The sequence below is a fragment of the Buttiauxella selenatireducens genome (assembly GCF_031432975.1).
In the GTDB taxonomy this organism is placed as follows: domain Bacteria; phylum Pseudomonadota; class Gammaproteobacteria; order Enterobacterales; family Enterobacteriaceae; genus Buttiauxella; species Buttiauxella selenatireducens.
Genome location: NZ_CP133838.1, coordinates 4,372,232 through 4,387,163, shown reverse-complemented (window position 1 = coordinate 4,387,163; position 14,932 = coordinate 4,372,232). Strand labels below are relative to the sequence as shown.

Annotated in this window: 13 protein-coding genes; all 13 read left to right on the top strand. The window is 51.8% G+C overall.

The features are described 5' to 3' along the window. Window positions 1-551: 551 nt before the first annotated feature. The 13 genes from mraZ to ftsQ all read left to right on the top strand — a co-directional run bounded on the left by mraZ (window position 552) and on the right by ftsQ (window position 14,931). Entirely contained in the window at window positions 552-1,010 is a 459-nt protein-coding gene (mraZ, locus tag RHD99_RS20120) for a division/cell wall cluster transcriptional repressor MraZ (protein WP_064539946.1), read from the top strand. A 3-nt stretch (window positions 1,011-1,013) separates the two neighbouring features. Then, on the top strand, window positions 1,014-1,955 hold the full coding sequence (gene rsmH / locus RHD99_RS20115; protein ID WP_183272764.1) for a 16S rRNA (cytosine(1402)-N(4))-methyltransferase RsmH: 942 nt from the start codon (window positions 1,014-1,016) through the stop codon (window positions 1,953-1,955). Next, window positions 1,952-2,317: a cell division protein FtsL gene (gene ftsL / locus RHD99_RS20110; RefSeq protein ID WP_183272765.1), complete on the top strand. Its 366-nt coding sequence runs from the start codon at window positions 1,952-1,954 to the stop codon at window positions 2,315-2,317. The genes rsmH and ftsL overlap by 4 nt, the downstream gene beginning before the upstream one ends. Before the next feature lie 15 nt (window positions 2,318-2,332). Continuing rightward, window positions 2,333-4,099: a peptidoglycan DD-transpeptidase PBP3 gene (gene ftsI / locus RHD99_RS20105; protein WP_183272766.1), complete on the top strand. Its 1,767-nt coding sequence runs from the start codon at window positions 2,333-2,335 to the stop codon at window positions 4,097-4,099. Next, window positions 4,086-5,582, top strand: a complete 1,497-nt coding sequence (gene murE, locus RHD99_RS20100) for a UDP-N-acetylmuramoyl-L-alanyl-D-glutamate--2,6-diaminopimelate ligase (RefSeq protein ID WP_309876153.1) — start codon at window positions 4,086-4,088, stop codon at window positions 5,580-5,582. Before ftsI ends, murE begins: the two co-directional genes overlap by 14 nt. Next, window positions 5,579-6,937: a UDP-N-acetylmuramoyl-tripeptide--D-alanyl-D-alanine ligase gene (murF, locus tag RHD99_RS20095; RefSeq protein WP_309876151.1), complete on the top strand. Its 1,359-nt coding sequence runs from the start codon at window positions 5,579-5,581 to the stop codon at window positions 6,935-6,937. The genes murE and murF overlap by 4 nt, the downstream gene beginning before the upstream one ends. Beyond that, complete coding sequence (gene mraY / locus RHD99_RS20090) at window positions 6,931-8,013, top strand: phospho-N-acetylmuramoyl-pentapeptide-transferase (RefSeq protein ID WP_183272769.1); 1,083 nt, start codon at window positions 6,931-6,933, stop codon at window positions 8,011-8,013. The genes murF and mraY overlap by 7 nt, the downstream gene beginning before the upstream one ends. Window positions 8,014-8,015: 2 nt before the next feature. Next, on the top strand, window positions 8,016-9,332 hold the full coding sequence (gene murD / locus RHD99_RS20085) for a UDP-N-acetylmuramoyl-L-alanine--D-glutamate ligase (protein ID WP_309876149.1): 1,317 nt from the start codon (window positions 8,016-8,018) through the stop codon (window positions 9,330-9,332). Beyond that, complete coding sequence (gene ftsW, locus RHD99_RS20080; RefSeq protein WP_183272771.1) at window positions 9,332-10,576, top strand: cell division protein FtsW; 1,245 nt, start codon at window positions 9,332-9,334, stop codon at window positions 10,574-10,576. The genes murD and ftsW overlap by 1 nt, the downstream gene beginning before the upstream one ends. Continuing rightward, window positions 10,573-11,640 carry an undecaprenyldiphospho-muramoylpentapeptide beta-N-acetylglucosaminyltransferase gene (murG, locus tag RHD99_RS20075; protein ID WP_309876146.1) on the top strand — a complete coding sequence of 356 codons (1,068 nt, stop codon included), beginning with the start codon at window positions 10,573-10,575 and terminating at the stop codon, window positions 11,638-11,640. Before ftsW ends, murG begins: the two co-directional genes overlap by 4 nt. 67 nt (window positions 11,641-11,707) lie before the next feature. Then, entirely contained in the window at window positions 11,708-13,183 is a 1,476-nt protein-coding gene (gene murC / locus RHD99_RS20070) for a UDP-N-acetylmuramate--L-alanine ligase (protein ID WP_309876144.1), read from the top strand. Further along, window positions 13,176-14,096, top strand: a complete 921-nt coding sequence (locus RHD99_RS20065; protein WP_309876143.1) for a D-alanine--D-alanine ligase — start codon at window positions 13,176-13,178, stop codon at window positions 14,094-14,096. The genes murC and RHD99_RS20065 overlap by 8 nt, the downstream gene beginning before the upstream one ends. A 1-nt stretch (window position 14,097) precedes the next feature. Continuing rightward, on the top strand, window positions 14,098-14,931 hold the full coding sequence (ftsQ, locus tag RHD99_RS20060; protein WP_309876141.1) for a cell division protein FtsQ: 834 nt from the start codon (window positions 14,098-14,100) through the stop codon (window positions 14,929-14,931). Window position 14,932 lies beyond the last annotated feature (1 nt).

The following is a 14,932-nucleotide window of genomic DNA, read 5'->3' as shown; positions in this document are numbered from 1 at the left end:
AGTTACGGCTGCCATTCTTAATTAAGAATATTCTCGCTTTATTTTTATTGGTTATTCAGGTAATTATTTTTCTTTGGTAAAAGATGAATCTTTAATTCCTTAATCGATATAAGACTACTTCAGAATTATTTTGTTACATAGCATTGTGTAAAAATGCCGGATAATTAAACAATAGCTATCTGATAAGAATCAAACTTCCCTCCAGCCCGCGCTTCGCCTGCATCTGACGCTGTTAACCTGTCGAGAAATACCTTAAAATGCCGACCGCGTCGCAAACTGAACACTTCATATTTTACCTGTCAGGTTTTCAGTCGATTTAACGATATTTATGCTTATTGACCATTTTTCTTTCAAATATTCATAACGTTAATTTTGCATCGTGAATGTAGCGCCTTTTCACGCCAGTCATTTATCAATCGCTTATGAGATGAAAATTATTTCCATCAGCGTTGTAGCTTGCTTGACAAGGTTTTCCTCCGCTCCGTAAACTCCTTTAGGTGGGATTTTGTGGGTGAAAGTGGTGGAAAGGGGATTTTAAGGGTGAGGCTGGCATGTTCCGTGGGGCAACATTAGTCAATCTCGACAGCAAAGGGCGGCTCGCCGTACCTACCCGTTACCGGGATGCGCTTGTCGAAACCTCTGAAGGTCAGATGGTTTGTACCATCGACATCCATCACCCATGCCTGCTGCTTTATACCCTCCCCGAGTGGGAAATTATTGAACAAAAGCTAGCTCGTCTGTCGAGTATGAACCCTGTAGAACGTCGCGTGCAGCGACTGTTATTGGGCCATGCCAGTGAATGTCAGATGGATAGTGCCGGGCGTTTGTTATTGGCACCTGTTTTGCGCCAACACGCCGGGCTAACCAAAGAAGTGATGCTGGTTGGGCAGTTCAATAAGTTTGAACTGTGGGATGAAACAACCTGGCATCAACAGGTCAAGGAAGACATCGACGCTGAGCAGGCCACGACGACTACGTTGTCGGATAGGCTGCAGGACTTGTCACTATAAATAATGATGGAAAATTTTAAACATACTTCGGTGCTGCTTGATGAGGCCGTGAATGGTCTCAACATTCGTCAGGATGGCATCTACATTGATGGCACGTTTGGTCGTGGCGGACATTCTCGATTGATTCTTTCCCAACTGGGACCAGAAGGACGCCTGCTGGCTATCGACCGTGACCCGCAAGCCATTGCAGCAGCACAAGCAATTGATGACCCGCGCTTCTCCATCATTCATGGACCTTTCTCTGAATTAGCTCAATACGCAAGCGAACGCGATTTGCTGGGCAAAATTGACGGTATTCTTCTGGATCTGGGTGTCTCCTCGCCTCAGCTGGATGACGCCGAGCGTGGCTTCTCGTTTATGCGTGATGGTCCGTTGGATATGCGCATGGACCCGACTCGCGGTCAATCTGCGGCAGAATGGTTGCTTAGCGCTGATGAAGCGGATATCGCCTGGGTTATCAAAACCTTCGGTGAAGAAAAATTCGGCAAACGTATTGCGCGCGCCATTATCGAGCGTAACCGCGAACAGCCAATGACGCGTACCAAAGAACTGGCAACGGTTGTGGCTGCGGCAATGCCGGTAAAAGACAAGTTCAAACACCCGGCGACGCGTACGTTCCAGGCTATCCGAATCTGGATCAACAGTGAACTTGAAGAAATTGAACAGGCGCTCAAAGGTTCAATTCCAACACTGTCACCAGGTGGTCGTCTGTCGATCATCAGTTTCCACTCTTTGGAAGACCGGATTGTTAAGCGCTTTATGCGTGAAAACACCCGTGGGCCGCAAGTTCCGGCGGGGCTGCCAATGACTGAAGCACAACTGAATAAGCTCGGCGGCAGATATTTAAAATCCATTGGCAAAATGATGCCGGGTGATGAAGAAGTGGCGGAAAACCCGCGCGCGCGTAGTTCGGTACTGCGCATCGCTGAAAGGACAAACGCATGATCAACAAAGTGGCAGAAGCCCTCACTAAAGTTACTGGCCAATTGAGCAGTGGCGAACGCCATGCACTACCAGCGGTGATTGGTGGTGACTTGTTGCGTAATGGGAAAATGCCACTGATTTTGTTTACCGCCATTATCGTAACAGCCATTTTCGTTGTAACGACCGCGCACCATACCCGTCTGCTCACCGCACAGCGTGAGCAAATGGTGGTGGAACGTGATGCGTTAGATATCGAGTGGCGTAACCTGATTCTGGAAGAAAACGCACTGGGCGATCATAGCCGGGTGGAGCGGGTCGCGACGGAAAAGCTGCAATTGCAGCATGTTGACCCATCGCAGGAAAACATCGTAGTTCAGCAATAAGGAATCGCGTGACAGATGAGAGCAGCGGCAAAAACGCTTAAACCGAAACGCCAGGAAGAACAGGCCAACTTTGTAAGTTGGCGTTTTGCGTTGCTTTGCGGTTGCATTTTGCTGGCGCTGGTTTTCCTGTTGGGGCGCGTTGCCTGGCTGCAAATCATCGCGCCGGACATGTTGGTACGTCAGGGAGATATGCGTTCCCTACGTGTGCAGGAAGTTTCGACTTCTCGAGGCATGATTAGTGACCGCGCGGGCAGACCATTGGCAGTTAGTGTGCCGGTTAAAGCCATTTGGGCCGATCCGAAAGAGCTGCATGACGCGGGTGGTATTACGCTGGATAACCGCTGGAAAGCGCTGGCCGATGCACTGAAAATCCCTCTTGATCAGCTCGCTTCCCGTGTGAACAGCAACCCTAAAGGCCGCTTTATTTATCTGGCGCGTCAGGTGAATCCAGATATTGGCGACTACATCAAAAAACTCAAACTCCCGGGGATTCATCTGCGCGAGGAATCTCGTCGCTACTATCCTTCTGGCGAAGTCACCGCTCACCTTATTGGCTTCACAAACGTCGATAGTCAGGGGATTGAAGGTGTTGAAAAAAGCTTCGATAAATGGCTGACCGGCCAACCTGGCGAGCGAATCGTACGTAAAGACCGCTTTGGTCGCGTCATCGAAGATATCTCCTCAACCGACAGCCAGGCCGCTCACAACCTGGCTTTGAGCATTGATGAACGCCTGCAGGCACTGGTTTATCGTGAGCTAAACAACGCCGTGGCTTTCAACAAGGCCGAATCGGGCAGTGCGGTACTGGTAGATGTGAATACCGGTGAAGTATTGGCGATGGCAAACAGCCCGTCCTATAACCCAAATAATTTAAGTGGAACCCCGAAAGACATCATGCGAAACCGTACCATTACGGACGTTTTCGAACCGGGTTCAACAGTTAAGCCAATGGTGGTCATGACGGCGCTGCAACGTGGTGTCGTGCGTGAAAATACCGTCCTGAATACCGTGCCGTACCGCATCAATGGTCATGAGATCAAAGATGTGGCGCGCTACAGCGAATTGACCCTTACCGGGGTACTACAGAAGTCGAGTAACGTCGGGGTTTCCAAACTGGCGTTAGCGATGCCCTCCTCAGCGTTGGTAGATACTTACTCACGTTTTGGATTGGGAAAAGCGACCAATTTGGGGTTGGTCGGAGAACGCAGTGGCTTATATCCGCAAAAACAACGGTGGTCTGACATAGAGAGGGCCACCTTCTCTTTCGGCTACGGGCTAATGGTAACGCCGTTACAGTTAGCGCGTGTCTACGCAACGATAGGCAGCTACGGCGTGTATCGCCCGCTGTCGATTACGAAGGTTGATCCTCCGGTTCCAGGCGAGCGTATTTTCCCTGAACCGTTGGTTCGTACCGTCGTTCATATGATGGAAAGTGTGGCATTGCCTGGTGGTGGTGGCGTGAAAGCGGCTATCAAGGGCTACCGCATCGCAATTAAAACCGGTACTGCGAAAAAAGTCGGTCCGGATGGACGTTATGTTAACAAATACATTGCTTACACCGCAGGCGTAGCACCAGCCAGTAATCCGCGATTCGCATTGGTTGTGGTAATTAACGATCCTCAAGCAGGTAAATATTACGGTGGTGCCGTCTCTGCACCTGTGTTCGGTGCCATCATGGGCGGCGTTCTGCGCACCATGAATATCGAACCGGATGCTCTGGCGACAGGTGAAAAAAGTGAATTTGTAATTAATCAAAAAGAGGGATCAGGTGGCAGATCGTAATTTGCGCGACCTTCTCGCTCCGTGGGTACCAGCGCTACCAGCGCTACCTGCGAGAGCTCTGCGAGAAATGACACTCGATAGTCGCGTGGCGGCATCGGGCGACCTTTTTGTGGCTGTAGTCGGTCATCAGGCGGACGGGCGTCGATATATCCCGCAGGCAATAGCGCAAGGCGTAGCCGCTGTCGTAGCTGAAGCTGAAGGCGAGGCAACGGATGGCGAAGTCCGTGAAATGCACGGTGTGCCGGTTATTTATCTGAGCCAATTGCATCAACGTCTTTCTGCTCTGGCAGGGCGTTTTTACAACGAGCCTTCAAGTGCATTACGTTTGGTTGGTGTGACCGGGACTAACGGTAAAACCACGACCGCACAACTGCTTGCCCAGTGGAGCCAGTTGTTAGGCGAAACCAGTGCCGTGATGGGCACTGTGGGTAACGGCCTGCTCGGCAACGTGAAACCAACTGAAAACACCACCGGTTCTGCCGTTGATGTACAGCAAGTGCTTGCTAACCTTGCAGATCAAGGGGCGAGCTTCGCCGCCATGGAAGTTTCCTCACATGGCCTGGTTCAGCATCGTGTTTCCGCTCTGAAATTTGCCGCCAGTGTGTTCACCAACTTAAGTCGTGACCACCTCGATTACCACGGGGATATGGCAGGCTACGAAGCGGCCAAATGGCTGCTGTTCTCTGAACATGATTACGGCAATGCCATCATCAATGCTGATGATGAAGTCGGACGCAATTGGTTAACGCGTTTACCTGACGCCGTTGCGGTCACGATGGAAGATAATTTACAGCCAGGCTGTCGTGGCCGTTGGTTGAAAGCAACCAATGTGCAGTATCACGATGGTGGGGCGACTGTTCGCTTCAGCTCTTCCTGGGGCGACGGTGAAATCGAAAGCCGCCTGATGGGCGCATTCAATGTCAGCAACTTGCTGTTAGCGTTGGCAACTCTGCTAGTGCTGGATTATCCCCTTGAAGAACTGCTGAAAACGGCACCGAGTCTGCAACCCGTTTGTGGACGTATGGAAGTTTTCAGCGCACCGGGTAAACCGACGGTAGTGGTGGATTATGCCCACACGCCGGATGCTCTGGAAAAAGCACTGCAAGCGGCGCGTTTACATTGCAGCGGTAAGCTGTGGTGCGTCTTTGGTTGTGGTGGTGACAGGGATAAAGGCAAACGTCCAATCATGGGTGGTATTGCTGAACAGTATGCTGATGTTGTGGTTGTCACCGATGACAATCCGCGTACCGAAGAGCCGAATGCGATTGTGGCTGACATTTTGGTTGGCATGCTGGATGCAGGTCGTGCGCATGTGGTTGCAGGCCGTGCTGAAGCGGTCACCAACGCGATTATGCAGGCGAAAGAAAATGATGTCGTTCTGCTGGCAGGCAAAGGCCACGAGGACTATCAGATTGTTGGGGTGCGCCGTCTGGACTACTCCGACCGTGTCACTGCCGCCCGCTTGTTGGGGGTTGTGGCATGATCCGCGTTTCATTAAGCCAACTCGCCACTGTTTTGCAGGGTGAATTGCACGGGGTTGATGCCGACATCATTGATGTCACCACTGACACGCGCAAATTAACCCCTGGCTGCCTGTTTGTTGCCTTAAAAGGCGAGCGCTTCGATGCGCACGATTTTGCGCAAGATGCGGTCAGCGGTGGGGCAGGGGCGCTGCTGGTTTCCCGTAAGCTGGATGTTAATGTTCCACAGCTCGTGGTAGCGGATACACATCAAGCATTCGGTGAACTGGCTGCCTGGGTTCGTCAGCAGGTTCCGACACGTATTGTTGCGTTGACCGGTTCTTCTGGCAAAACCTCTGTAAAAGAGATGACCGCCGCGATTTTGCGCGAATGCGGTAGCACTTTATATACAGCCGGAAACCTGAATAACGATATTGGCGTGCCAATGACGTTATTACGCCTCACACCAGAATATGAGTATGCGGTCATTGAGCTGGGTGCAAACCATCAGGGTGAAATCGCCTGGACGGTGGGCTTGACGCGCCCGGAAGCGGCATTAGTCAATAATTTGGCGGCTGCACACCTTGAAGGTTTTGGTTCGCTTGCGGGTGTTGCGAAAGCGAAAGGTGAGATTTTCGCTGGTCTGCCTGCAAACGGCATCGCCATTCTCAATGCCGATAATAATGATTGGCTGAACTGGCAACAAACCATTGGCGAGCGCAAAACCTGGCGCTTCTCACCCAATGCAACCGGCAGCGATTTCACCGCGACCAATGTGCATATCACTGCCCATGGCACTGAGTTCACAATCAAAACGCCAGCTGGCGACGTTGATGTGAATTTGCCACTTCCTGGGCGCCATAACATTGCTAACGCACTGGCTGCAACGTCACTTGCAATGGCGGTAGGTGCCTCGCTGGAAGCGGTTAAAGCAGGTCTTGCCGACTTAAAAGCTGTTCCTGGACGTTTGTTCCCGATTCAACTTTCTGAAAACCAACTTCTGCTTGATGACAGTTACAACGCCAATGTGGGGTCGATGACCGCCGCAGCACAGGTGCTGTCAGAAATGCCGGGCTTCCGTGTGATGGTTGTTGGGGATATGGCTGAGCTTGGTGATGAATCTGTAGAGTGCCATCGTCAGGTAGGCGAAGCCGCGAAAGCGTCCGGCATTGATTGCGTACTGAGCGTGGGCACACTGAGCGAAACAATCAGTCTGGCCTCTGAAGTGGGTGAACATTTTACCGATAAACCCTCTTTAATCGCACACCTGAAGGCGTTACTCGCCGAGCATTCAATGATGACTATTTTAGTGAAGGGTTCACGTAGTGCCGCCATGGAACAGGTAGTACGCGCATTACAGGAGAATGGAACATGTTAGTTTGGCTGGCCGAACACTTGGTCAAATATTATTCCGGCTTTAACGTCTTTTCCTATTTGACGTTTCGCGCCATCGTCAGCCTGCTGACTGCTCTGTTCATCTCGTTATGGATGGGGCCGCGTATGATTGCTCGTTTGCAGCAACTTTCTTTCGGCCAGGTCGTGCGTAATGACGGTCCTGAATCCCATTTCAGTAAGCGCGGAACACCAACGATGGGCGGGATTATGATCCTGACTTCTATCGTTATTTCTGTATTGATGTGGGCATACCCCTCCAACCCTTATGTCTGGTGCGTATTGTTCGTACTGGTCGGCTATGGTGCGATTGGCTTTGTCGATGATTACCGTAAAGTGGTGCGCAAAGACACTAAAGGCTTGATTGCCCGCTGGAAATATTTCTGGATGTCCGTCATCGCGTTGGCTGTGGCCTTCACGATGTACAGCGCAGGGAAAGGAACGCCAGCCACCGAGCTGGTTGTGCCGTTCTTTAAAGACGTGATGCCTCAGCTTGGCCTGTTTTATGTGCTGTTGGCGTATTTCGTTATTGTTGGCACTGGCAATGCGGTAAACCTGACCGATGGCCTCGATGGCCTGGCTATCATGCCTACTGTGCTGGTGGCATCCGGTTTTGCGCTAGTCGCTTGGGCAACGGGTAACATCAAGTTTGCTGAATATCTGCATATTCCTTATCTGCGCCACTCCGGCGAACTGGTTATCGTCTGTACGGCGATCGTGGGGGCTGGGCTTGGTTTCTTGTGGTTTAACACCTATCCAGCGCAAGTGTTTATGGGCGATGTTGGCTCTCTGGCACTGGGCGGTGCGCTCGGGACTATCGCCGTATTGCTGCGCCAGGAGTTCCTGTTAGTGATTATGGGCGGGGTGTTTGTGGTTGAGACACTTTCGGTCATCTTGCAGGTTGGCTCCTTCAAATTGCGCGGGCAGCGCATTTTCCGTATGGCCCCGATTCATCACCATTATGAATTGAAAGGTTGGCCGGAGCCGCGAGTCATTGTGCGCTTCTGGATTATTTCGCTCATGCTGGTCCTGATTGGCCTGGCTACCCTGAAGGTGCGTTAACCATGGCTGATTACCAGGGTAAAAAAGTCGTTATTATCGGATTGGGCCTCACCGGCCTTTCCTGCGTGGATTTCTTCCTTGCGCGTGGTGTGACGCCACGCGTGATGGACACCCGCATGACACCGCCTGGACTTGAAAAACTACCAGAAGCAGTGGAACGACATACTGGCTCACTCAATGAAGATTGGTTGTTAACGGCTGACTTGATTATTGCCAGCCCTGGTATTGCTATTGCCCATCCAGCGCTGAGTCGTGCTGCAGATGCGGGCGTTGAGATAATCGGTGATATCGAACTCTTCTGCCGTGAAGCGACAGCACCGATTGTGGCGATCACCGGTTCGAACGGTAAGAGCACTGTCACCACCTTGGTTGGTGAAATGGCCAAAATGGCGGGCGTAAATGTAGGTGTAGGCGGAAATATCGGCTTGCCTGCCTTGATGCTGCTTGATCAAAACCGCGAGCTATATGTACTGGAGCTTTCCAGCTTCCAACTGGAAACCACTCATAGCCTGAAAGCAGCGGCGGCAACCATTCTCAACGTGACTGAAGATCATATGGACCGCTATCCGTTTGGTCTGCAGCAGTACCGTGCGGCCAAACTGCGCGTTTATGAAAACGCCGCGGTGTGTGTAGTGAACGCGGATGACGCATTGACGATGCCAGTACGTGGTGCAGACGATCGTTGCATTAGCTTCGGCGTCGACGTCGGTGACTATCATCTCAACCATCAGCAGGGCGATACCTGGCTGCGGGTTAAAGGTGAGAAAATCCTGAACACCAAAGAGATGAAAGTGGTGGGACGCCATAACTACACCAACGCACTTGCTGCATTGGCGTTAGCGGATGCGGTGAAACTACCACGCTCCAGCAGCCTGAAAGCCCTGACGACCTTCACCGGTCTTGCTCACCGCTTCCAGCTTGCATGGGAGCGTAACGGCGTACGCTGGATTAACGATTCCAAAGCGACCAACGTTGGTAGCACTGAAGCGGCGCTGAATGGTTTGCAGGTCGAAGGGACACTGCACCTGCTGTTGGGCGGTGACGGTAAATCTGCTGATTTCTCCTCACTTGCTCAATACCTGCAAGGGCCAGCGATTCGGCTTTATTGTTTTGGTCGTGATGGTGCGGAACTTGCTGCATTGCGTCCTGATGTTGCAGAACAAACTGAAACGATGGCGCAGGCGATGAAATTAATTGCCGCTCGTGTACAACCTGGCGACATGGTTCTGCTTTCTCCGGCGTGCGCCAGCCTCGATCAGTTCAAAAACTTTGAGCAACGCGGTGACCAGTTCACCTTACTTGCGAAGGAGCTTGGCTGATGCGCTTCTCTCTGCCTCGCCTGCGTATGCCAAGACTGCCGGGATTTGCCGTCCTGAGTTGGCTTGCGTCAGCAATTAAAGGCTGGGTGATGGGCTCCCGCGAGGCCGACTCAAATAACATCGTAATGTATGACCGCACCATGCTATGGCTGACTTTCGGGCTAGCTGCGGTCGGTTTTATTATGGTCACATCCGCGTCTATGCCTGTCGGGCAACGTCTGGCGAATGACCCATTCTTGTTTGCTAAACGTGACGGTCTGTACATCATTCTGGCGTTTGTGCTGGCGTTGTTCACCCTGCGTTTGCCGATGGATTTCTGGCAGCGTCACAGTACCGCGCTGCTGTTGTTATCTATTGCTATGTTGTTGATTGTGTTGGTTGTGGGTAGCTCGGTTAACGGTGCGTCACGTTGGATTGCTTTTGGCCCACTGCGTATTCAGCCCGCTGAGTTCACTAAGTTGTCGCTGTTCTGCTATCTCGCCAACTACCTGGTTCGTAAGGTTGATGAGGTGCGCAATAACCTGCGTGGCTTCCTCAAACCGATGGGGGTTATCCTGGTTCTGGCCGTGTTGCTGCTGGCACAGCCCGATCTTGGTACGGTGGTTGTACTGTTTGTTACTACGCTGGCGATGTTGTTCCTGGCGGGGGCCAAACTCTGGCAGTTCCTCGCCATCATTGGTATGGGCATTTCCGCAGTTGTGCTGTTGATCCTTGCTGAACCGTATCGTATTCGCCGCGTAACATCCTTCTGGAATCCGTGGGATGACCCGTTTGGTAGCGGCTACCAGCTAACACAATCTCTGATGGCATTTGGTCGCGGTGAATTGTGGGGGCAGGGGTTGGGCAATTCGGTACAAAAACTCGAATATTTACCGGAAGCTCACACCGACTTCATCTTCTCAATTATCGGAGAAGAGCTGGGATATATCGGTGTGGTGCTGGCATTATTGATGGTATTCTTCGTGGCTTTTCGTGCGATGTCCATCGGTAAGCGGGCGCTCGAAATGGACCAGCGTTTTGCTGGTTTCTTAGGCTGCTCCATCGGGGTCTGGTTTAGCTTCCAGGCGCTGGTAAACGTGGGTGCTGCGGCGGGGATGTTACCAACCAAAGGTCTGACATTACCCCTGATCAGTTACGGTGGTTCAAGTCTGTTAATTATGTCTACAGCAATCATGATGTTGCTGCGTATTGATTATGAAACACGCCTGGCTAAAGCGCAGGCGTTTACGAAAGGTGTGCGATGAGTAATCAAACCCGGCGGTTAATGGTTATGGCTGGTGGGACCGGTGGGCATGTGTTCCCAGGTCTTGCCGTTGCGCATCACTTAATGGCTCAGGGCTGGCAAGTACGCTGGCTTGGAACCGCTGATCGTATGGAAGCAGATTTAGTTCCTAAGCATGGAATTGAGATCGATTTTATTCGTATTTCAGGTTTGCGTGGGAAAGGCCTGAAAGCCATGTTGCTGGCACCTGTGCGGATTTTCAACGCCTGGCGCCAGGCTCGTGCAATCATGAAGGCTTATCGCCCTGACGTTGTTCTGGGAATGGGCGGTTATGTCTCTGGTCCTGGCGGGCTGGCGGCCTGGTCACTTGGTATTCCGGTCGTGCTGCATGAGCAAAACGGGATTGCTGGGCTGACCAACAAATGGTTGTCAAAAATTGCCAAAAAAGTGATGCAGGCATTTCCAGGTGCATTCCCGAATGCTGATGTAGTGGGCAACCCGGTTCGTACCGATGTGTTGGCTCTGCCTTTGCCGCAAGAACGTTTAGCGGGGCGTGAAGGCCCGGTTCGGGTGTTGGTTGTCGGTGGTTCTCAGGGCGCTCGCGTGCTGAACCAGACCATACCGCAAGTTGCTGGTCGCCTGGGCGACGCTGTCACCATTTGGCACCAGTGTGGCAAAGGTGGCCAGGAAGCGGTGCAGCAGGCTTACGAACAAGCCGCACAGCCACAGCATAAAGTCACTGAATTTATTGATGATATGGCCGCTGCTTACGCGTGGGCCGATGTCGTGGTATGTCGTTCCGGAGCGTTAACCGTAAGCGAAATCGCGGCGGCAGGATTACCTGCACTGTTTGTTCCCTTCCAGCATAAAGATCGGCAGCAGTACTGGAATGCACTGCCACTGGAAAAAGCTGGAGCGGCAAAAATACTGGAGCAACCGCAGTTTACCGTGGATGCCGTTACCCAAACGCTCGCCGGGTGGGACAGAGCAACGTTATTGGCAATGGCCGAACGTGCGCGTGCTGTTTCCATTCCCGATGCCACAGAGCGGGTAGCAAAAGAAGTGAGCGCCGCAGCACTGGCGTAATCATTGTGGGTGGCTGTTTTGCCCATGAATATTTGAAGTAATGGCGTTTGACGCTGCAGGTTAGAGAATGAATACACAACAACTGGCGAAACTGCGTTCTATCGTGCCCGAGATGCGTCGCGTCCGGCACATTCACTTTGTTGGCATCGGCGGCGCCGGTATGGGCGGTATTGCCGAAGTTTTAGCTAACGAAGGTTACCAGATCAGCGGGTCTGATTTGGCTCCGAACCCGGTTACTCAGCAGTTGTCGGCGCTGGGCGCCACGATTTATTTCAACCATCGCCCGGAAAACGTGCTTGATGCGAGTGTTGTGGTGGTTTCTACCGCAATCTCTATGGATAACCCGGAAATTGTCGCGGCTCATGAAGCGCGTATCCCTGTTATCCGTCGTGCTGAAATGCTGGCAGAGTTGATGCGTTTTCGTCATGGCATCGCGATTGCCGGGACACACGGTAAAACCACAACCACAGCGATGGTTTCTAGTATTTATGCAGAAGCGGGTCTTGATCCTACTTTTGTTAACGGTGGCCTGGTTAAAGCCGCAGGAACGCATGCCCGTTTGGGCAACAGTCGTTACCTGATTGCTGAAGCTGATGAGAGTGACGCGTCATTCCTCCATTTGCAGCCAATGGTTTCCGTGGTGACGAATATCGAAGCCGATCATATGGATACCTACCAGGGCGACTTCGAAAATTTAAAACAGACGTTTATTAACTTCCTGCACAACTTGCCGTTTTACGGTTTGGCGGTCATGTGTGTGGACGATCCGGTTATCCGCGAGCTACTGCCGCGTGTGGGACGCAAAACCACCACTTACGGTTTTAGCGAAGATGCTGACGTTCGTGTAGAAAATTATCACCAGAAAGGGCCGCAGGGTCATTTCACTATCGCGCGTCAGGGCAAGCCAGCATTGCAAGTCACGCTGAATGCGCCAGGTCGCCACAATGCATTAAATGCCGCTGCTGCGGTGTCAGTGGCGACAGAAGAAGGCATTGATGATGCTGACATCTTGCGTGCGCTGGAAAGCTTCCAGGGTACAGGGCGTCGCTTCGATTTCCTCGGCGAGTATCCGCTTGCCGAAGTGAATGGCAAAGAAGGCACCGCCATGCTGGTTGACGACTATGGTCACCATCCAACTGAAGTGGATGCCACCATTAAAGCGGCACGTGCGGGCTGGCCGGATAAAAATCTGGTTATGATTTTCCAGCCACACCGTTTCACGCGTACTCGTGATTTGTACGATGATTTTGCTAACGTATTGTCACAAGTTGATTCTTTGCTGATGCTGGATGTTTATTCTGCTGGCGAAGCGGCGATTCCTGGTGCTGATAGCCGTTCACTGTGTCGCACGATTCGTGGACGTGGAAAAGTTGACCCAATTCTGGTTCCTGATGCAAGTCAGATTGCAGATGTTTTAGCACCCGTTTTGTCGGGAAATGACTTGATCCTGGTGCAAGGTGCAGGAAATGTTGGGAAAGTTGCCAGAAACCTGGCTGAATTTAAATTGCAGTCCCACACTAAGGAAGGAGACCAACATGGCTGATAAAATTGCTGTCCTGCTGGGCGGAACTTCCGCTGAACGTGAGGTGTCTTTGCAATCAGGTGCGGCGGTTCTTGCAGGCCTGAGAGAAGCAGGAATTGACGCGCATGAAGTCGACCCGAAAAATACGCCAGTTACTGAGCTAAAAGCGCAGGGTTTTGACAAAGTATTTATTGCCTTACATGGCCGTGGCGGCGAAGACGGAACCCTTCAAGGGCTGCTGGATTTCCTAAAACTGCCTTACACCGGTAGTGGCGTGATGGCTTCAGCTATCACCATGGATAAGCTGCGCACTAAATTGTTGTGGCAAGGTGCAAATTTACCGGTAGCTCCATCGGTCGCATTAACGCGACGTGATGTGGAAGCGGGCATCTGCGCAGGTACGGTAGAACGTATTGCAGGCCTGGGGATGCCAGTCATCGTTAAGCCTAGTCGCGAAGGCTCAAGCGTCGGTATGTCGAAGGTCGATAATGTTGCGGCACTGCCAGCAGCACTTGAACTGGCCTTCAAGCATGACGATGAAGTGTTGATCGAAAAATGGTTAAGCGGCCCTGAATACACGGTCGCTATCCTGGGCGAAGAAATTTTACCGTCTATTCGTATCCAACCCGCCGGAATTTTCTATGATTATGAGGCGAAGTATCTCTCTGATGAGACTCAGTATTTTTGCCCGAGCGGTTTAATTGAGCAGCGCGAGCAAGAATTGCAGGCTTTAGTGCTGCAAGCCTGGCAAGTTTTGGGTTGCAGCGGTTGGGGACGTGTAGATGTCATGTTAGATAGCGACGGACAGTTTTACCTGCTGGAGGTTAATACCTCTCCAGGCATGACCAGCCATAGCCTGGTACCGATGGCAGCACGTCAGGCTGGGATGACATTCTCTCAACTGGTCGTGCGTATTCTGGAGTTGGCAGACTGATATGTCGCAAGCAGCTCTGAATACGCGTAATCGCCAGGAAGAAGAAGAAACCAGTTCTCGTCGCAGTAACGGTGGGCGACTGGCCGGGATAATTTTCCTGAGCGCAGTACTGTTTACGGTATTTATTGGCGGCTGGATTGTCGTGGGCTGGATGGAGGATGCGCAGCGTCTTCCACTGTCTAAGTTGGTGGTTACTGGTGAACGGCATTACACCCGTAACGATGATATTCGTCAGTCAATTCTGGCACTGGGTCCGCCTGGCACCTTCATGACCCAGGATGTGAATATTATCCAACAGCAAATTGAACGTTTGCCATGGATTAAGCAGGCGAGTGTGAGAAAGCAGTGGCCTGATGAATTGAAGATTCATCTGGTTGAATATGTGCCCATCGCGCGCTGGAATGATCAGCATATGATTGATGCGCAAGGAAATGCGTTCAGTGTTCCAGCCGAACGTGCTGTAAAGCAGACTTTACCTATGTTATCTGGGCCGGAAGGCAGTGAAGCTGAAGTATTGCAAGGCTTTCGCGCAATGGGCGATGTGCTGGCAAAGGATAAATTTACATTGAAAGAAGCGGCAATGACCGCTCGTCGTTCCTGGCAATTGACATTGAATAATGGCATTAAGCTTAACTTGGGCCGGGGCGATACGATGAAACGCTTGAGTCGCTTTGTGGAGCTTTACCCAGTTCTGCAGCAGCAAGAGCAAGCCGACAATAAAAGGATTAGCTATGTCGACTTGCGTTATGACTCAGGCGCGGCAGTGGGATGGCAACCTGCTCCCGTAGAAGAACCTAATCCTAATCAGCAACAGAATCAGGCACAGGCAGAATAAC

Excerpts from the sequence above, each read along its gene's own strand:
- mraZ (WP_064539946.1), top strand. The coding sequence starts at position 552 with ATGTTCCGTGGGGCAACATTAGTCAATCTCGACAGCAAAGGGCGGCTC.
- rsmH (WP_183272764.1), top strand. The coding sequence starts at position 1,014 with ATGATGGAAAATTTTAAACATACTTCGGTGCTGCTTGATGAGGCCGTG.
- ftsL (WP_183272765.1), top strand. The coding sequence starts at position 1,952 with ATGATCAACAAAGTGGCAGAAGCCCTCACTAAAGTTACTGGCCAATTG.
- ftsI (WP_183272766.1), top strand. The coding sequence starts at position 2,333 with ATGAGAGCAGCGGCAAAAACGCTTAAACCGAAACGCCAGGAAGAACAG.
- murF (WP_309876151.1), top strand. The coding sequence starts at position 5,579 with ATGATCCGCGTTTCATTAAGCCAACTCGCCACTGTTTTGCAGGGTGAA.
- mraY (WP_183272769.1), top strand. The coding sequence starts at position 6,931 with ATGTTAGTTTGGCTGGCCGAACACTTGGTCAAATATTATTCCGGCTTT.
- murD (WP_309876149.1), top strand. The coding sequence starts at position 8,016 with ATGGCTGATTACCAGGGTAAAAAAGTCGTTATTATCGGATTGGGCCTC.
- ftsW (WP_183272771.1), top strand. The coding sequence starts at position 9,332 with ATGCGCTTCTCTCTGCCTCGCCTGCGTATGCCAAGACTGCCGGGATTT.
- murG (WP_309876146.1), top strand. The coding sequence starts at position 10,573 with ATGAGTAATCAAACCCGGCGGTTAATGGTTATGGCTGGTGGGACCGGT.
- murC (WP_309876144.1), top strand. The coding sequence starts at position 11,708 with ATGAATACACAACAACTGGCGAAACTGCGTTCTATCGTGCCCGAGATG.
- RHD99_RS20065 (WP_309876143.1), top strand. The coding sequence starts at position 13,176 with ATGGCTGATAAAATTGCTGTCCTGCTGGGCGGAACTTCCGCTGAACGT.
- ftsQ (WP_309876141.1), top strand. The coding sequence starts at position 14,098 with ATGTCGCAAGCAGCTCTGAATACGCGTAATCGCCAGGAAGAAGAAGAA.